21 protein-coding genes are annotated in these 16,852 nt (G+C 74.0%); 11 read left to right on the forward strand and 10 right to left on the reverse strand.

Annotated features, from left to right (window positions below; translation table 11 throughout):
* The first annotated feature begins 106 nt into the window (after positions 1-106).
* Both C8054_RS08490 and C8054_RS08495 read left to right on the forward strand, forming a co-directional pair.
* Complete coding sequence (locus C8054_RS08490) at positions 107-712, forward strand: RNA polymerase sigma factor (RefSeq protein WP_107156257.1); 606 nt, start codon at positions 107-109, stop codon at positions 710-712.
* Positions 666-1,436 (forward strand): anti-sigma factor, encoded by a 771-nt coding sequence (locus tag C8054_RS08495; RefSeq protein WP_107156196.1) that lies wholly within the window; start codon positions 666-668, stop codon positions 1,434-1,436. The genes C8054_RS08490 and C8054_RS08495 overlap by 47 nt, the downstream gene beginning before the upstream one ends.
* Positions 1,437-1,627: 191 nt before the next feature.
* Here C8054_RS08495 and C8054_RS08500 read toward each other — a convergent pair whose 3' ends face one another.
* The 4 genes from C8054_RS08500 to C8054_RS08515 all read right to left on the reverse strand — a co-directional run bounded on the left by C8054_RS08500 (position 1,628) and on the right by C8054_RS08515 (position 4,770).
* Positions 1,628-2,587, reverse strand: a complete 960-nt coding sequence (locus C8054_RS08500; protein ID WP_107156197.1) for an electron transfer flavoprotein subunit alpha/FixB family protein — start codon at positions 2,585-2,587, stop codon at positions 1,628-1,630.
* Between the two features lie 11 nt (positions 2,588-2,598).
* On the reverse strand, positions 2,599-3,378 hold the full coding sequence (locus C8054_RS08505; RefSeq protein WP_107156198.1) for an electron transfer flavoprotein subunit beta/FixA family protein: 780 nt from the start codon (positions 3,376-3,378) through the stop codon (positions 2,599-2,601).
* A gap of 187 nt (positions 3,379-3,565) precedes the next feature.
* Positions 3,566-3,970: a hypothetical protein gene (locus C8054_RS08510; RefSeq protein WP_107156258.1), complete on the reverse strand. Its 405-nt coding sequence runs from the start codon at positions 3,968-3,970 to the stop codon at positions 3,566-3,568.
* Between the two features lie 2 nt (positions 3,971-3,972).
* Positions 3,973-4,770 (reverse strand): GNAT family N-acetyltransferase, encoded by a 798-nt coding sequence (locus C8054_RS08515; protein ID WP_107156199.1) that lies wholly within the window; start codon positions 4,768-4,770, stop codon positions 3,973-3,975.
* A 41-nt stretch (positions 4,771-4,811) separates the two neighbouring features.
* On the opposite strand from C8054_RS08515, the gene C8054_RS08520 reads away from it, so the two are divergent.
* The 3 genes from C8054_RS08520 to C8054_RS08530 are packed head-to-tail and all read left to right on the forward strand — an operon-like array spanning position 4,812 to position 5,922.
* On the forward strand, positions 4,812-5,201 hold the full coding sequence (locus C8054_RS08520; RefSeq protein ID WP_107156200.1) for a YidH family protein: 390 nt from the start codon (positions 4,812-4,814) through the stop codon (positions 5,199-5,201).
* Positions 5,198-5,497 carry a DUF202 domain-containing protein gene (locus C8054_RS08525; protein WP_107156201.1) on the forward strand — a complete coding sequence of 100 codons (300 nt, stop codon included), beginning with the start codon at positions 5,198-5,200 and terminating at the stop codon, positions 5,495-5,497. The genes C8054_RS08520 and C8054_RS08525 overlap by 4 nt, the downstream gene beginning before the upstream one ends.
* A gap of 26 nt (positions 5,498-5,523) precedes the next feature.
* On the forward strand, positions 5,524-5,922 hold the full coding sequence (locus C8054_RS08530; protein ID WP_107156202.1) for a PLD nuclease N-terminal domain-containing protein: 399 nt from the start codon (positions 5,524-5,526) through the stop codon (positions 5,920-5,922).
* A 50-nt stretch (positions 5,923-5,972) separates the two neighbouring features.
* Here the strand turns inward: C8054_RS08530 and C8054_RS08535 are convergent, their stop codons facing one another.
* Positions 5,973-7,595, reverse strand: a complete 1,623-nt coding sequence (locus C8054_RS08535) for an acetolactate synthase (protein WP_107156203.1) — start codon at positions 7,593-7,595, stop codon at positions 5,973-5,975.
* Positions 7,596-7,667: 72 nt separating this feature from the next.
* Positions 7,668-8,441: an enoyl-CoA hydratase/isomerase family protein gene (locus C8054_RS08540; protein WP_107156204.1), complete on the reverse strand. Its 774-nt coding sequence runs from the start codon at positions 8,439-8,441 to the stop codon at positions 7,668-7,670.
* Between the two features lie 97 nt (positions 8,442-8,538).
* On the opposite strand from C8054_RS08540, the gene C8054_RS08545 reads away from it, so the two are divergent.
* Entirely contained in the window at positions 8,539-9,063 is a 525-nt protein-coding gene (locus C8054_RS08545; RefSeq protein ID WP_107156205.1) for a DUF6232 family protein, read from the forward strand.
* On the opposite strand, the gene C8054_RS08550 is transcribed toward C8054_RS08545, so the two are convergent.
* The gene (locus C8054_RS08550; RefSeq protein ID WP_107156206.1) at positions 9,009-9,419 is read right to left on the reverse strand and encodes a nuclear transport factor 2 family protein; all 411 of its coding nucleotides are present in this window, start codon (positions 9,417-9,419) and stop codon (positions 9,009-9,011) included. The genes C8054_RS08545 and C8054_RS08550 overlap by 55 nt on opposite strands.
* A gap of 106 nt (positions 9,420-9,525) precedes the next feature.
* On the opposite strand from C8054_RS08550, the gene C8054_RS08555 reads away from it, so the two are divergent.
* Positions 9,526-10,008: a DUF6232 family protein gene (locus C8054_RS08555; protein ID WP_107156207.1), complete on the forward strand. Its 483-nt coding sequence runs from the start codon at positions 9,526-9,528 to the stop codon at positions 10,006-10,008.
* Entirely contained in the window at positions 10,005-10,376 is a 372-nt protein-coding gene (locus tag C8054_RS08560; protein WP_107156208.1) for a hypothetical protein, read from the forward strand. Before C8054_RS08555 ends, C8054_RS08560 begins: the two co-directional genes overlap by 4 nt.
* A gap of 13 nt (positions 10,377-10,389) precedes the next feature.
* Here the strand turns inward: C8054_RS08560 and C8054_RS08565 are convergent, their stop codons facing one another.
* The gene (locus C8054_RS08565; protein ID WP_107156209.1) at positions 10,390-11,889 is read right to left on the reverse strand and encodes a dienelactone hydrolase family protein; all 1,500 of its coding nucleotides are present in this window, start codon (positions 11,887-11,889) and stop codon (positions 10,390-10,392) included.
* A 154-nt stretch (positions 11,890-12,043) separates the two neighbouring features.
* Here C8054_RS08565 and C8054_RS08570 point away from each other — a divergent pair, with 154 nt between their 5' ends.
* Entirely contained in the window at positions 12,044-12,802 is a 759-nt protein-coding gene (locus C8054_RS08570) for a hypothetical protein (protein ID WP_107156210.1), read from the forward strand.
* A 27-nt stretch (positions 12,803-12,829) separates the two neighbouring features.
* Here C8054_RS08570 and C8054_RS08575 read toward each other — a convergent pair whose 3' ends face one another.
* Entirely contained in the window at positions 12,830-13,744 is a 915-nt protein-coding gene (locus tag C8054_RS08575) for a ribokinase (protein WP_107156211.1), read from the reverse strand.
* A gap of 16 nt (positions 13,745-13,760) precedes the next feature.
* Entirely contained in the window at positions 13,761-14,657 is an 897-nt protein-coding gene (locus C8054_RS08580; protein ID WP_199199617.1) for an ABC transporter ATP-binding protein, read from the reverse strand.
* Positions 14,658-14,733: 76 nt separating this feature from the next.
* Between C8054_RS08580 and C8054_RS08585 the strand changes: the two genes are divergently transcribed.
* Both C8054_RS08585 and C8054_RS08590 read left to right on the forward strand, forming a co-directional pair.
* Positions 14,734-15,738, forward strand: coding sequence for an ATP-binding cassette domain-containing protein (locus C8054_RS08585; RefSeq protein WP_107156213.1), 1,005 nt, complete (start codon positions 14,734-14,736; stop codon positions 15,736-15,738).
* The gene (locus C8054_RS08590; protein WP_107156214.1) at positions 15,735-16,745 is read left to right on the forward strand and encodes an ABC transporter permease subunit; all 1,011 of its coding nucleotides are present in this window, start codon (positions 15,735-15,737) and stop codon (positions 16,743-16,745) included. The genes C8054_RS08585 and C8054_RS08590 overlap by 4 nt, the downstream gene beginning before the upstream one ends.
* The last annotated feature ends 107 nt before the right edge of the window (positions 16,746-16,852 follow it).

Genomic DNA, 16,852 nt, shown 5'->3' on the forward strand with positions numbered 1-16,852 from the left:
GCGACGAAGGAGGAGGTGATGAGCGTCGTGTCGGACACACCGGGAGAGTGGGGCGGGGGCGGTGGGAGTTACAGTTCGGCATGCCCCACGGATGGCGAGCCGCCCGGTGACGGCGGCTAGGCAGGGCCCCGAGCCGCCGGTCGAGGACGATCTCGCGACGCGGTTCCGCGACGGCGACGAGGCTGCCCTGCGCGAGGCGTACGACAGATATGGCCGAGCGGTGCTGCACCTGGCCACCACGACGCTGGTCAACCGCAGTGACGCCGAGGACGTGACGCAGGCGACGTTCGTCGCCGCCTGGCTCGGCCGCGAGACGTTCGACCCGGCGAAGGGATCACTGATCGGCTGGCTGCTCGGCATCGGGCGACGCAAGGTCGTCGACCGGATCCGCGCCGCGGCCCGGGAGACCCGGGTGGTCGAGACGGTGAAGCAACTACCCGAACCGGTGGACACCGGCCCCGACCCGGACACGGTGGTCGACCGGCTGGTGGTCGCCGACGAGCTGGCCCGGCTCCCCGACGAGCAACGACGGATGCTGGAGCTGGCGTTCTACGACGACCTGACACACCAGCAGATCTCGGCCGTGACCGGAGTGCCGCTCGGCACGGTCAAGAGCCACATCCGGCGCGGCATGCAGAGCCTGAAACGCAGATGGGAGGTGGACGGTGCAGCACCTGGACCACGACCGGCTGGTCTTTCTGGCGCTCGGTGAGAGCGAGGCGGCCGACGGAGAATCCACCCATCTCGTCGCCTGCGGGCACTGCCGGGGCGAGTTGGAGACGCTCCGGCACATCGCCGGGCTCGGCGCCGGCACCCAGGGCCTGACCGAGCTGCCCGACCCGCCGGAGCACGTCTGGCAGGGCATCGTCGCCGAGATCCAGGCCGCCGAGGAACTGCCCACGTTGAACGGCCGCCGGCCGCCGCGTACCGGCGACCCGGCCGACGTCGGCGACCGGTCGACGACAGTCGTCCGCCCACGCCGTGGCCGCCGCTGGCCGAGGTGGGCGAGCACCGCGGTCACCGCCACCGCCGCCGCGGTGATCGGCGTGGCGGGCACCGTCGCGGTGCTCGGCCCCGGCGGTGACGATCCGGCGCCGCAGCCGACGGTGCTGGCCAGTGCGCCGCTGGCCGCGTTCGGCGCGACGCCGAAGGACGCCTCGGGCGACGCCCGGGTGCTCGGGGACAACCAATTGCATCTGCACGTGGCGAATCTCCCGAGCGTTCCGGGGTACTACGAGGTCTGGCTGATCGATCCGAAGACGATGGAGATGTTCTCGGTGGGCACGTTGAGCAACGGATCGGGGGACGCGTTGCTGCCGATCCCCCGCAACGTCGACCTGAGCACCTTCACCGTCGTCGACATCAGCGCCGAGCAGTACGACAACAACACCCGCCACTCCGGCGACAGCCTGTTGAGGGGCACCCTGACGGGCTGATCGGCGGGCCGGCTCAGCTCCCCGGCCCGCCGATCAGCTCCCTACGGCGCGACGCACGCTCCGCCCGAGCGGTCGGATGACGCGCAGATACACGGAAAGAGTGGCCATTCCGCGAAGGATGGCCACTCTTTCCGTGTATCTGCGCCCTGCGAGCCCGGGGGCGCCACGAGTCGCCCCCGGGGAACGCCGGGTCACTTGCGCTTGCGGATCTCCTCGGCAGCCTGCGGGACGATCTTGAACAGGTCGCCGACCACGCCGTAGTCGGCCAGCTCGAAGATCGGCGCCTCGCCGTCCTTGTTCACCGCGACGATGGTCTTCGACGTCTGCATGCCGGCCCGGTGCTGGATCGCGCCGGAGATGCCGAGCGCGACGTAGAGCTGCGGGGAGACCGTCTTGCCGGTCTGGCCGACCTGGAACTGGTGCGGGTAGAAGCCGGAGTCGACCGCCGCGCGGGACGCGCCGACCGCGCCACCGAGCAGGTCGGCCAGCTCCTCCACCAGCTTGAAGTTGTCGGCGTTGCCGACGCCGCGACCGCCGGAGACGACGATCGACGCCTCGGTCAGCTCGGGGCGGGAGCCCTTCTGCTCGGCGACCCGCTCGACGACCTTGGCCAGCTTGTCCGCGTCGGTGACCGAGACGGCGAGCTGCTCGACGGCCGGGGTGGCCGCGGCCGGGGTCGGGTTGAGCGAGTTCGGCCGGACGGTGACCAGCGGCAGGCCCTTGGTGACCTTGGACTTGACGATGGTGGAGCCGGCGAACGCGACCTGGGTGGCGGTGCCGTCGGCAGCCAGGGCGACCACGTCGGTCAGGATGCCGTTGTCCAGCTTGACCGCGAGGCGGGCGGCGATCTCCTTGCCCTCCTGCGACGAGGCGAGCAGCACGGCGACCGGCTGCACCCGCTTGACCAGCTCGGCGACCACGGTGGCCTTCGGGGCCACCAGGTAGCCGTCGATCTCCTCGCCCTCGGCGGCGTAGATCTTCTCCGCGCCGTACTCGCCCAGCTTGGCGCTCAGCGCCTCGGCGGCGCCGGCGCCGCCGAGCACGACCGCGCTCGGGGTGCCCAGCTCGCGGGCGAGGGTGAGCATCTCCAGGGTGACCTTCTTGACGCCGAATTCCTTCGTGGCTTCGACGACGACGAGAACCTCAGACATGTCCAGACCTCTCACACGAACTTCTCGGTGGCGAGGAACTCGACCAGCTTGACGCCGCCCTCGCCCTCGTCGGTGATCTTCTCGCCGCCGGAGCGCGGCGGGCGCTTGGTGTGCTCCAGCACGGCGCTGGTGGCGCCGTCGAGGCCCACCTCGGCCGGGGCCACGCCCAGGTCGCCCAGGGAGAGCGTCTGCACCGGCTTCTTCTTCGCGGCCATGATGCCCTTGAAGGACGGGTAGCGCGGCTCGTTGATGGTGTCCCAGACGGAGACCACGGCCGGCGTCGAGGCGGTGACCACCTCGTAGCCCTCCTCGGTCTGCCGCTCGGCGGTCAGCGTCGAGCCGTCGACGGTGAGCTTGCGCGCGCCGGTCAGGGCGGCCACGCCCAGCCGCTCGGCGATCATGTGCGGCATGACCTGCACCCGACCGTCGGTGGACTCGGCGCCGCAGATGACCAGGTCGGCGTTGAGCTGCCCGAGGGCGGCGGCGAGCACCTTCGAGGTGGCCACCGCGCAGGAGCCGTGCAGCGCGTCGTCGACGACGTGGACGGCCTTGTCCGGCCCCATGGAGAGCGCCTTGCGGATCGACTCGGTCGCCCGGTCCGGACCCATGGTCAGGATGGTGACCTCACCGCCGTGCGCTTCCTTGATCTTCAACGCCTCTTCGATGGCGTACTCGTCCATCTCGTTGATGACGTTGTTCGCCGAGCCGCGGTCGACGGTGTTGTCGTCAGGACGCAGGTTGCGGTCCGCGCCCGAATCGGGCACCTGCTTGACGAGTACGACGATGTTCATCGCGCTTCGACGACCCTCCTGTTTGGTGTAGCGATCACTCGCCCGGTCACGGGCGCAGCCTGCCGCGTGACTTAACGCTCGGTCAACCGCAGGCCGCTGTGCACTTGCCCACGGGGCAATGTTACCCGCAAGTAGCATCGACTCCCCGGGAGCCCGGAGTGACGCAACTCACCGTAACCTGTGGTGGTCACGCCGCCTCGGTCAGCGCCACCCGAATCTTGTCGATGGCCGCCGCCTCGGCCGGTGCCACGCCCCGGTGCGCCGCCGCCACCTGGTCCGCCGCCGCCAGCACCACCGACCGGTACGCCTCGACGTCGCCCGGTGACTTGGCGCGCAGGATCTCCACCGCCCGACCCAGCGCGGGCAGCACCACCGACTCGATCTCCAGCGCGGAGTCGCGGGGCAACTGCGGCAGCGGGCCGGTGGTGAGCGCCTCCTTGACCACGCCACCGACGTCGGCCAGCGCACCGGAGGCGGCGATGCTCTCGCGCACCATGGCCAGCACCCCGGGCACCGCGTTGGAGACCAGGAACACCGCCCCGAACGCGCCGGTCTTCAGGGTGAGCTGCTCGTCCTCCGTCAACCGGTCCATGATCACGGAGTGTAGACGTACGGCGTGGTGGTGGTGACCGCAACGAGCCCCAGCCGCTCCAGGATGGGCCGGCTGTCCGGCGAGCAGTCCACCTGCACCAACGTCCGGCCACGCTGCTGCGCCAGCCGCGCCCGGTACGCCACCAGCGCCCGGTACACGCCCTTGCGACGCCACCGGGGCAGCGTCGAGCCGCCCCAGAGACTGGCGAACCCGGTGCCGGCCTGGTAGCGGATCCAGCCGGCGCTGACCACCGTCTCCCCCGCCTCCGCCACCACGATCGTGATCGACTGCGGGTCCGCCTCGATCTCCCGGGCCAACCCGTGCACCAGGTGACCGCGGTCGTCGTGCCAGACCTCCTCCTCCATGGCGGCGATCCGCTCCAGGTCGGTGCGGCCGGTGACCTCGCGCAGGCGTACCCCCTCGGGGAGGACCGGGACGGCGGCGGCCAGCGGCGCCACCGGGCCGACCACGACGGTCTCCTCGTCCTCCGGGACGAAGCCGGCGGCGCGCAACCGGTCGCCCAGGTCGGCCGGCTCGTCGTGGCCGGCGAGCTTCCACTCGACCGCCTCGCCGCGGGCCCGGAACACCTCGACCTGCCGGGCGATCAACGCGTCCAGTTCAGCGCCGACCAGGCCGTCGAGCGTCCGGTAGGTGAGGAAGCCACGCTGGTCCAGCCCGAGCACGCGGAACAGCGGGCCGTCCCGCTCGATGGTCACCCCGGCGGGCACCGGGTCCGGCAGCTCCGGGCGGACCTGCGTGTCGTAGGCGTCGCGCAGGGCGCGCGCGTCAAGATCGGTCATCCCCTCAGGCTAGGCCGGTGGCAAAGCGGATAATCGGTGCCGTGTGGGAGTCGATCAAGCGGTGGTTCGACCCGCGGGAGCTGCGTTCGGTCGGCAGCACGCCGGACTACCGCTTCTCGCTGGCCAACGAACGGACGTTCCTGGCCTGGCTGCGGACCGGGCTGGCGCTGGTCGCGGGCGGGCTTGCCGCCGCGCAGTTCCTCCCGCCGCTCCCGCTGGCCCACCTGCGCGAGGTGCTCGCCGTCGGGCTGCTGCTGCTCGGCGCCACCGTGTCGATCCGGGCGGTGGACCACTGGGCCCGTACCGAACGCGCCATCCGGCTGGGCGAGGAACTGCCGGCGTCCCGCTTCCCCGCCGTGCTGGCGCTGATCGTCGCGGTCGGCGCGCTGCTGCTGGTGGGCGCCGTGCTCATCCGGGGGACAACCCCATGAGCGCCGACGTCGGGCTGCCCGCCGAACGCACCCGGCTGGCCTGGCGACGGACGCTGCTCACCCTGACCGTGGTGCTGCTGCTCCAACTTCGGCCGGCGTTCACCGGCCGGGTCGTGGACGCGGTGCTGGCCGGAGTCGCGATCCTGGTCTGGTTGGTCGTGCTCGCCGCCGCCTGGCGACGGGCCGCCGGGGCCGGCCCGCGCCGGCTCGGCCGCCTGTCCATGCCGCTGACCGCGCTCGGCGCCGCCGCGCTGGCCCTGCTCGGCGTGGCGCACGTGCTCGGCCGGGTGCACTGACCCCGTCGGGTGAGCCATCATGGGGCATGGCCCGCCTCTACGTACTGCTCTTCCTGGTCCAGGTCGTGCTCGCCGTCTGCGCGCTGATCAGCTGCCTCTCCGCCGAGGACGGTCAGGTCAAGGCGCTGCCCCGGATGATCTGGGTGCTGGTCATCCTGTTCTTCCCGGTGGTCGGTTCGATCGCCTGGTTCGTGGCCGGTCGCGAGCGCCCGACCGGGCCGGCCGGCGTAACCGGGTCGGGCGGACCCGCCGCCCCGGCCCGCCGACCGGTCGCGCCGGACGACGACCCCGACTTCCTCGCGTCGCTCGACAAGCGCTCCCGCGACGAGGACCAGGAACGCCTTCGCCGCTGGGAGGAGGACCTGCGTCGCCGCGAGGCGGAGCTGCGGGACCGCCCCGACGACCGGGACCGCCCGGAGGTCTGAAACGCCACGCGCCGCCGCCGGTCACCCGGCGGCGGCGGTCACGGTCGTGGTCAGGCCAGGTTCGACGAGCGGGGGTACGCGTCCGCCGGATCGGTCAGCACGTTGACCAGGTACGGCACGCCGGCGTCGAACGCGCGACCCAGCGCCGGGCCGAGGTCGGCGGCCTTCTCCACCGTCTCGCCCGCGCCGCCGAGCGCCTCGACCACCTTGTCGTAGCGCAGGCCGGGCTGGAGGTCGGCGGCCACGTCGTAGCCGTACATGGCGCGCATCGGGTGCTTCTCCAGCCCCCAGATGCCGTTGTTGCCGACCACGATCACCACCGGCAGCTTCTGCCGGGCCAGCGACTCCACGTCCATCAGCGAGAAGCCGGCCGCGCCGTCGCCCATCAGCACGCAGATCTGCCGGTCCGGGTGGCTGACCCGGGCGCCCATCGCGTAGCCCAGGCCGGTGCCGAGGCAGCCGTACGGGCCGGGGTCGAGCCAGGTGCCGGGCTGCGCGGGTTCCAGGTACTTCCCGGCGTACGAGACGAAGTCGCCGCCGTCGCCGATGGTGATGGCGTCCGGGGCGAGCACCTTGCGCAGCTCGCCGTAGACCCGGGCCGGCCGGATCGGGTCGGTCTCGGCGCCCATCTCCTCGGCGTCACGCGCCTTCGCCGCGTCCTCGGCGGTGCGCAGCTCGGCGATCCAGTCGGCGTGGTCGGCCCGGTCGCCGCTGTGCTCGGCGAACCCGCCGAGGATCAGCCGCAGGTCACCGGCGGGCGCGGCGGCCGGCTGCACGTGCCCGGCGCGCTGGCTGGGCGCGTCCACCACGTGCACCACAGTGGCGTCGCCGAAGTCGCCGAAGGAGAGCCGGAAGTCCAGCGGAGTGCCGATGACCACGACCACGTCGGCGCCCTTCAGCGCGACCCGGCGGGCCTTGGCGAACGCCAGCGGGTGGGTCGGCGGCAGCGCGCCCCGGCCCATCCCGTTGGTGAACACCGGCACCTGCAACGCCTCGGCGGCGGCGCGCAGCGCGTCGACCGCGTCGCCGGCGTACACGTCGGAGCCGGCGATGATCACCGGCCGGGACGCGCCGGCGATCAGGCCGGCCGCCTTCGCCACCTCGTCCGGGTCCGGCTCGATCGGTGCGGGCGGGGCGACCGCCGGCAGGTCGGCGTCGCCGACCGAGAAGACCGCCTCCAGCGGGAAGTCCAGGAAGACCGGGCCCCGGTGCGGGGTGAGCGCGGTGGTCAGCGCCGCCGACACCGCGCGCGGGATGTCGTCGGCGCTGAACACCGTCTCGGCGTGCTTGGTCACCGGCGCGACCAGCGGGAGGTGGTCCATCTCCTGGAGGCTGCCGGAGCCCCAGCGGAACTGCGGCGCGCGCCCGCCCAGCACCAGCACCGGCGAGGCGTTGAAGAACGCGCTGGTCAGGCCGGAGACGCCGTTGGTGACGCCGGGGCCGGCGGTGAGCACGGCCAGGCCGGGACGGCGCTGGAGCTTGGCCACCGCCTCGGCGGCGAACACGGCGGACTGTTCGTGCCGCACGTCGTAGAGCGGGAAGCCGGACTTGTGCGCGGCGTCGTAGAGCGGGAAGACGTGCCCGCCGGAGAGCGTGAACATCTCCCGTACGCCGTGCGCCCGCAGCGCCGCCAGCGCCAACTCGCCGCCGTGCCCCTCGAGGCGTTCCGTCATGCCACTCCCCTTCGTCGCGCGACCGGAGTCACACGCTACTGGCCGGTAGACCGGATGTGAACAACCCTCGCGTCAGCGACCGGTGAAGCCCGGCTTGCGCTTCGCCACGAACGCGGCCATGCCCTCGCGCCGGTCGTCGGTGGCGAACAGCGCCGCGAAGAGTTGGCTCTCCCAGGCCAGGCCGGAGGTGAGATCCATGTCCAGACCGCCGTCGACCGCCGCCTTCGCCGCCCGCAGCGCCTGCACCGGCCCGGTCAGGAACGGCTTCACGTACGCCACCGCGGCGTCGTACACCTCGGCGGCCGGCACCACCCGGTCGGCCAGGCCGATGCGCAGCGCCTCGTCGGCGTCGACCATCCGGCCCGTCATGATCAGATCCTTGGCGCGGGCCGGGCCCACCAACCGGGCCAGCCGCTGGGTGCCACCGGCGCCCGGGATGATGCCGAGCTTGATCTCCGGCTGGCCGAGCTTGGCGTCGGCGGCCACGATCCGCCAGTCGCAGGCCAGCGCCAGCTCGCACCCGCCGCCGAGCGCGTACCCGGTGATCGCGGCGACCACCGGCTTCGGGATGCGCGCGATCGCGCCCAACGCGCTGGACAGGTCGGCCGCCCGCTCCGCCATGTCCACGTAGGACATGTCGGCCATCTCCTTGATGTCCGCGCCGGCCGCGAAGACCTTCTCGCCGCCGTACACGATGACGGCGCGGACCTCGGCGTCGGCGGTGGCCGCCGTGGCGGCGGCGCGCAACTCCTCCTGCACCTGGGTGTTGAGCGCGTTCATCGGTGGCCGCTCCAGCCGGATGGTCCCGATGCCGTCCTTCACTTCCAGCCTGACGAACTCGCCCACGCCGCCCTCACTTCCTCGTCGAAGTAGCGTGCCAACCTTACGACCCACGTCGTTGGGGTAGACAGTGCGGTAACCGCCGGACACCGGGAGTGACGCCATGACCACCTTCTACGACGACCGGTCGGTCCGGGTCACGTCCACCGCGCTGCGGGTGGACGAGCAGAGCTACCCGCTGGCCGAGCTGACCATGGTGTGGCACCGCCGGGGCGACCGCTCCTGGCGGGTGCTGGCCGGGCGCGGCGCGATCGGCGCGGCGCTCGCCGGGCCGCTGGTGGCCGCGCTGCTGGGCATCGCGCTGGCGGTCTGGCTGCACCGCTCGCTCACCGTCACCATCGCCATCGTCGGGGCCTCCGTGCTGGTCGGCCTCGCGGTCGGGCCGCTCGCCGACGTGCTCTTCGAGCACCTGGACCGCTCGTACGTGCGGGGCAGCCGCGAGCTGGAGATGTGGGCCACCTGGCGGGGCCGGCCGGTGCGGCTGCTGCACACCCGCGACGCGCTGCGCTTCGGCCAGATCTACCGGGCGGTGCAGCGGGCCATGGAGCGCGTGCCCTCGGGTCCCGGCGCCGCTCAGAACGTGATCGGGTCGTCCGGCACCAGGCCCAGCCCGCGCAGCAGGCCGTAGGTGTCCTGCTCGCCCCAGAACTGGACGATCCGGCCGCCGGCCAACCGGTACATCTTGCAGGCGCTCTGCACCGTGGTCGCCCCGGTCGCGTCCCGCCGGTAGGTCTGCGCGATCGACACCACCACCCGGTCCTCGGCCGCGAAGATCTCCACGATCTCCTGGTCGAGCACGGTCAGGCCGGGCGAGGAGACGGCGGCCTCGGGCCAGCGCCGGCCGCGTACCGCCGTGCCGGAGCCGTAGACCGCCACGTCCTCGTCGACCACCTCGGCCAGCTCGGCCAGGTCCTTGGTGACGAACGTCCGCAGGTACCGCCGGACCACCTCGACGTTGCGCGCCCGCTCGTCGGAGTCCGTCATGCCCGCCACGCTAGCGAGTCGCACTCCGCCGCCACTTCGCCGAGATGGAGTCGATCAAGAGCGACACGCAGCGGCACGGATGGCGCACGGATGGTTAGGCTGATTTATGACCCTCTATTACCGGGACGACGCGGTACAGGTCACCTCGCAGGCCATCCACGCCGGCGGGCAGGTCGTCGCGCTCGCCGACATCACGTACGTCTGGCACGCCCGCGGCACCACCACGATGGCGGTCCGGGGCCGGGTCCTGGGCCGGGGCGTACTGGTCCTGTTGCTGTCGCTGCCGCCGCTGGTGGCGTTGGTCTGCGTGCTGTCGCTGGCCTGGGCCGCGCAGGACCGGGGCGACTGGAAACTCGCCCTGATCATCCTGGCCGCGTTCGTGGTGGTGGGGCTCGTGCTCACCCCGTTCCTGGAGGTGCCGCTGGGCTGGCTGGACCGCTCCTACGAGCGGGGCAACCGGGTGCACGAGCTGTGGGTGCAGGTCCACGGGCGGGAGACGATGCTGGTCCGCACGCCCGACGCGCTACGGTTCGGGCAGATCTACCGGGCCGTGCAGCGCGCCGTCGAACAGCAGGGAGACCGACGATGACCCACCGTCGCGGCGAGGCCGTCGCGCTCGCCGGGCTGCTCGCCGCCGCAGGCGTCACCCACTTCGCCCGCCCCGGCTTCTACGACCCGATCGTGCCGCGCGTCCTGCCCGGGCCGGCCCGCTTCTGGACGTACGCCTCGGGGGTCGCGGAGCTGGCCGTGGCGGCGGCGGTGGCGCATCCGGCCACCCGGCGACGGGGCGGGCTGGCCGCCGCGGCGCTGTTCGTCGCGGTACTGCCGGCCAACGCGCAGATGGCCTGGGACTGGCGGCGGCGCCGGCCGGCGAAGCGGGCGGTCGCCTACGGCCGGGTGCCGATGCAGGCGCCGCTGATCTGGTGGGCGCTGCGGGTGGCCCGGCCGACGCGCTGATCCCCGCCCCGGCTCAGGTCAGCGGCAGCGTGGTGGCGATCGGCCAGGCGAGCACCACCGCACCGACCGCCGCCGGCAGCCACCACGGCGCGTCGCGCCGGCGAAGCACTCCGGCCCATGCCGCCTGCCAGGCCACCAGCGCCGCGAAGAGCGGCACCACCAACAGCACGAACCCGGGCGCCAGACCGGTCACCGCCGCTGCGGCCAGGACCACCACCGCGAGCCCGCCGACCGCCGCGTAGGCCACGCCCCGGCCCTCGGTGACCAGCTCGGCGCCGAGCAGGAAGGCCAGGCAGCAGAGCGTCACCAGGGGCAGCAGCCACCAGCGGGCACCGACCGGTGCCGTCGACGTGAACCCGAGGTGCAGCGGCAACGCGACGGCGAGCACCGCGTACCCGAGAAGCACCGCCGCCACTCCGGCGGCGCGCGGCGGCCGGCGGGCGTGGCCGGCCGGCAGCCGGCGGGGCCGGAACCGCCGGTACGCCGCAACCAGCAGCACGCCGGTGAGCAGCAGGAACCCGGCCACGTGCCCGCCGACCGCGAGCGGCAGCCGGTCGGTCGGCAGCGGCGCGGCGAGGACCGCGCCGAGCCCGGCCGCCGGCCCCGCCACCGCGAGCCACCGACCCGGCCGGGAGCGTGGTCCGCCGGCCGACGCGGCGGGCGGCGGCGGGCCGCGCAGCAGCAGCGAGGCCAGCGGTACGAAGCCGAGGCCGAGGCCGAGCAGAAGCAGCCCGCCGCCGGCCAGGCGGGTCAGCGGGGCCGGCGGCGGACCGCCGGGGCGACCCGGGATCGCGGCCAGCGTCGCGGCGTGGGTACGCGGCGCGAAGAGCACCGAGATGTGCTCGGTGCCGGGTGCCACCACCCGCTCCCGCGCCCCCGGTGGCCCGCCGGCCGTCGCCGCGCCGGCCGCCCGGCGGAAGTCGGGAAACTCCAGCCCGCCCACCACCACGGTGAGGCGGCCCGCCCAGCCGGGCGGCACGTCGTTCGCGTCGGGCAGCGAGATCGCCACGGTCCGGGTGATCTCCGGGTGGTCGACCGCGTATCGGGTGACCGCCCCGGCGCCCATCGAGTGGCCGACCAGGACGATCCGGTCCGGGTCGACGTCCGGTCGGCTCCGCAGCCAGGCCAGCGCGACGTCCAGGTCGTGCCGCAGGACCGCCCGGGCCCGCTCGTCGTCCCGACCCGCGCCGGGCAGCCCGGCCGGGTAGGCGCCGTGCCCGGCGAAGTCGAGCAGCACCGCGACCGCGCCGTGCCGGGCCACCGAGTCGGCCAGCGGGCGCATCAGCCGGGCGGAACCGGCGAACCCGTGCGCGATCACCACCCCCGGTCGACGGTCGCCGCCGCCCGTCCCGGGCTGGCGGACCTCGGTGAGCGGCACCCCGGCGACGGTGGCCCGCCGCGTGCTCAGGCCGGTGTCCGCGCGGACCAGCAGCAGCGTGCCGAGCACGACGGCGAGCAGGGCGAGCGCGCCGAGCACGAGGAGTCGCCGCGGGGCCGGGCCGGGGGCCTGCATGCCGGCACCCTACGCGGCACGCCCGCGTCGCGGGGGAACCGGCGTTGCTCCGGGTCTCCGCACCCGGCTGCCTCGTGGCCCGCGTGCCACCTGACACGATCGGCGGCCGGCGGCCGGCGAGCGTCAGTGGCCGGCGCGACGCACACTTGTCGGCATGGCGATCCCACTTCCCCGGCCCGGCGCCGTCGTCGGCCTCACCCGCTCCGCCCTGGACCAGGCGCTCGGCTCGGCCGCCGCGTTCGCCGGCGTGCCCGCCCGCGCCTTCGCCGTGCTCGACGAGGTGGAGGCGCTGGTACGGCGGATCAACGGGGTGGTCGACCGGATCGAGGGCACGCTCGACCGCACCGACCGGGTGCTCACCGACGCCGAGGGGGCGGTGCGTGAGGTGGCCGTGATCAGCGCCGCCGCCACCACCGCGATCGACACCGCGACCGAGGTGGCCGCGGCGGCGGCGGTGGTGGTCGGCGAGGCGGAGCGGGTCTCGGCCGCCGCCGCCACGGTGGTCGGCGAGGCGGACCGGGTGGCGCGGGCCGCGGCCGGGGTGGTGGCCGAGGCGGACACGGTGGCGACCCGGGCCGCCGGCACGGTGGCCACCGCCGAGCAGGCCGCCGGCACCGCGACCGAGCTGCTGACCGCGTACGAGGCGACGCTGCGCCGGGCCGCGCCGATGGCGGCCCGCTTCGTCGAGCAGCTCAGCCCGGAGGAGGTGACCGCCGCGATCCGGCTCGTCGACGAGCTGCCGAAGCTGAAGGAGCACCTCACCTCGGACGTGCTGCCGATCCTGGCCACACTGGACCGGGTCGGCCCGGACCTGCACGACCTGCTGGACGTCACCCGGGACCTGAAGCTGGCGGTGGCCGGCATCCCCGGCCTCGCCATGCTGCGCCGCCGCGGCGAGCGCGCCGAGGGTTAAGCAGGGGCCCCGCCTATACCGGAGGCGTTAAGAAGGGGCCCCTCCTTGACGCCCGTCGAACAGGGCGTCGATCTCGGCACGGTGGGGCAGGGCCACGGAGGCGCCGAGCCTGCGGACGCAGGCCGCCCCGGCCGCCGCCGCCCAGCGCACCGCCTCGGCCAGGTCGCGCCCCTCGCCCCAGGCCACCGCCAACGCGGCGGTGAAGGCGTCCCCGGCGGCGGTGGAGTCGACCACGTCCACCGGTACGGCCGGCACGTGCAGCGGCGGGCGGTCCCGGTCGACGTACCAGGCGCCGTCGCCGCCGAGTGTGAGCACCGCGCGGGGCACCAGGTCGAGCAGCGCCGCCGGCTCGTCCCGACCGCGGCCAGTCAACGCCTGCGCCTCGGGTTCGTTGACCACCAGCAGGTCGGTCGCGGCCAGCAACTCGGCCGGCAGCGGGCGGGCCGGCGCCGCGTTGAGCACCACCCGGGTGCCGGCGGACCGGGCCGCCAGCGCCGCCTCGGTCACCGTCTCGACCGGCACCTCAAGCTGCGCGACCAGCACGTCCGCCTCGCGTACGGCGGCCAGCTCGTCCTCGGTCGGCCCGGTGAACGCCTCGTTCGCGCCCGGGGTGACCAGGATCGCGTTCTCCCCCGCGCCGCCGACCATGACCAGGGCGACACCGGACGGCCCGTACGTCACCCGGAGGTGGCCGGTGTCGACGCCGGCCGCGGTGATCCGGGCCCGGAGGGTGACGCCGAACGCGTCCGAGCCGATCGCGCCGAGGAAGACGCAGGACGCGCCGGCGCGGACCGCGGCGACCGCCTGGTTGGCGCCCTTGCCGCCGGGCAGCATCACGAAGTCGCTGCCGAGCACCGTCTCCCCCGGCCGGGGCAGCGCGGCGGCGGTGCCGACCAGGTCCATGTTGGCGCTGCCGACGACGGCGATCCGGGTCTGTGGCACGGTGGGTTCCCGTCGGTCAGGCGGCGCGGGCGGTCCAGCGGTCGCCGGTTCGCGAGACGACCAACGGCAGGCCGAAGGTCTTGGACAGGTTGTCGGCGGTGAGCACGTCGGCGAGCAGGCCCTGCGCCACCACGCCGCCCTCGCGCAGCAGCAGCGCGTGGGTGAAGCCGGGCGGGATCTCCTCGACGTGGTGGGTGACCAGCACCATGGCCGGCGCGTCCGGGTCGTACGCCAGCTCGGCGAGCCGGGCCACCAGGTCCTCCCGACCGCCCAGGTCGAGCCCGGCGGCGGGCTCGTCGAGCAGCAGCAGCTCCGGGTCGGTCATCAGGGCGCGGGCGATCTGCACCCGCTTGCGCTCACCTTCGGAGAGCGTGCCGTAGCCGCGCTCGGCGAGGTGGCCGACGCCGAGCTGGCTCAGCAGCGCGGCGGCTCGCGCCTCGTCGGTGCGGTCGTAGTTCTCCCGCCAGCGGCCGACCACGGACCAGGCCGCGGTCACCACCACGTCGACGACCCGCTCGTCGGCGGGGATCCGCTCGGCGAGGGTGGCGGTGGAGAGGCCGATCCGGGTACGTAGCTCGTTGACGTCGGTGCGGCCGATGCGCTCGCCGAGCACGTGCGCGACGCCGCTGCTCGGGTGCAGCCGGCCGGCGGCCAGGTTGAGCAGGGTGGTCTTGCCGGCGCCGTTCGGGCCGAGCAGCACCCACCGTTCGTCCAGCTCGACCCGCCAGTCGACGTCGCGCACCAGCGCGGTGCCGGAACGCGTGACGCCGACCCCGTCGAGGCTGACCACCAGATCCGCGTCCACGGTCGAGGGGGCGGGGGCGCCCGCGGCGCCGGGGATCAGGTCACCAGTCACCGCCCCATCCAACCACGCACCCGGCCCGGCGCCCCCCACGGGCGGGGCCGCCGCCATAGGGTGGGGCGCCGTGTCGTTGGTCACCGCCTGAGGAAGGACGACTCATGCCCGACCGCTGCCGGGAGGCAGGCGGATGAGCGCGGTCATCGAGATCGCCGGTCTCCGCAAAACGTTCCGCACGCTGCGTCATGGGCGCCGGGTCGCCGTCGACGACTTCCACATGCTGGTCGAGGCGGGCCAGGTGCACGGCTTCCTCGGGCCGAACGGCTCGGGCAAGACGACCACGCTGCGGGCCCTGCTCGGGTTGGTCCGGCCGGATGCCGGCCAGATGCACGTGTTGGGCGCCCGCTCCCCGGAGCGGCTGCCGGACGTGGCCGGGCGGGTCGGCGCCATCGTGGAGAGTCCGCAGTTCTTCGGCAACTTCACCGCGCACCGCACGCTGCGGCTGCTGGCGCTCGCCGGCGGCGTGCCCACCTCCCGGGTGGACGAGGTGCTGGAGCAGGTCGGCCTGCGGGACCGGGGCGAGGAGCGGGTCAAGGGCTACTCGCTCGGCATGAAGCAGCGGCTGGCGGTGGCCTCCGCCCTGCTGAAGCGCCCCGAGCTGCTGATCCTCGACGAGCCGGCGAACGGGCTCGACCCGGCCGGCATCCGGGAGATGCGCGACCTGACCCGGGCGCTCGCCGCGTCCGGGGTGACCGTGCTGCTGTCCAGCCACATCCTCGCCGAGATCCAGTTGATCTGTGACCACGTGACGATCGTCAGCCGGGGGCGGCGGGTCGCGTACGGCCGGGTCGACGAGGTGCTTGCCGGTTTCGACCAGCACCAGTGGCGGGTCCGGGTGGCCGAGCCCGAGCCGGCCGCGCTGCTGCTGGGCCGGGCCGGCCTGTCGGTGGCCGGGCACGCCGACCACCTGGTGGTGACCGGCGTGGAGGACCCCGAGGTGATCAGCCGCACGCTGGGTGAGCAGGGGATGTGGGTGCGGGAGCTGGTCCCGCTCCGGCCCGACCTGGAGAGCGTCTTCCTGGAGTTGACCGGCGGCGACGAGCACGTGGCGGTGCCGCGCCAGGTGGACGGCGCGCCGGCGTACGACGGTGTGATCGATCTCGATGTCCGGGGCAGCCGGGAGGTGGACGCGTGAACCTGGTCCGTGCCGAGCTGGAGCGGCTCGCCGCCCGGCGCTTCGTGCAGCTCATGGTGGTGTTGCTGGCGGTCGCGTTCGCGGTGACGGTGGTGACCACGTTGGGCGGCTCGCACCGGCCGACCGAGGTGGAGCTGAGCCGCGCCCAGTCGCAGGCCGCGGACGAGGTGCGCCGGCTGGAGCTGGCGCACGACCGGTGCCTGCGGATCAAGGCGGGCACGCTCACCCCGGACGAGAACGACTACCTGCCGCGTGACTGCGCCCAGATCGACCCGGCGCAGTCCGAGCAGTTGCCGACCGCGTCCGACTACCTCAGCGGCGTGTTCGTCTTCGCCAAGGAGGCGAAGCCGCTGCTCTACTTCCTGATCGCGTTCCTGGCGCTGTTCGGGTTCCTGGTCGGCGCCTCCTACATCGGGGCGGACCTGAACTCCGGCGGCGTGGTCAACCTGCTGCTGTGGCGGCCCCGCCGGCCGACCGTGTTCGCCGCGAAGCTCGGCACGCTGCTGGGTGGCCTGCTCGGGCTCTCCGTGCTGGCGTCGGTGGCGTACCTCGGGGCGTTCTGGCTGATCGGCCAGGCGTCGGGGCTGACCGGCCGGATGAGCGGCGAGTTCTGGGCCGGGCTCGGCGCGGTCTGGGCGCGCGGCGTGGTGCTGGTGCTGCTCGCCGCGGCGCTCGGGTTCGCCGTCGCCACGCTGGGCCGGCACACCTCGGCGGCGCTCGGCACGGTGGCCGCGTACGTGGTGGTGTGGGAGCTGGGCGCGCGGCTGGTGTTCCAGATCCTCCAGGTCGGCCGCCCGGACCGGTTCATGCTCTCCAGTTACCTGGGGGCGTGGCTCGCCGGTCAGGTGCGGTTCTGGGACGACAACGCGTGCAGCACCGGGATCTCCGGCTTCTGCGACGGCTCCTACACGGTGGGTTGGCCGGCGGGCCTGGTGGTCCTGGTCGGGCTCACCGCCGCGCTGGTGGCCGCCGCGTTCGCGGTGTTCCGCCGCCGTGACCTGATCTGAGCACGTCGGCACGGCCCGGTCCGGCCGGGCCGTGCCGACGCGGGCCGACCGGACCCCACCGGCAACTCCTTGCAGACTTTGCCTACACCGTGAAGAATTCCTTCACA

The sequence above is a fragment of the Micromonospora sp. RP3T genome (assembly GCF_003027925.1).
Lineage (GTDB): Bacteria > Actinomycetota > Actinomycetes > Mycobacteriales > Micromonosporaceae > Micromonospora.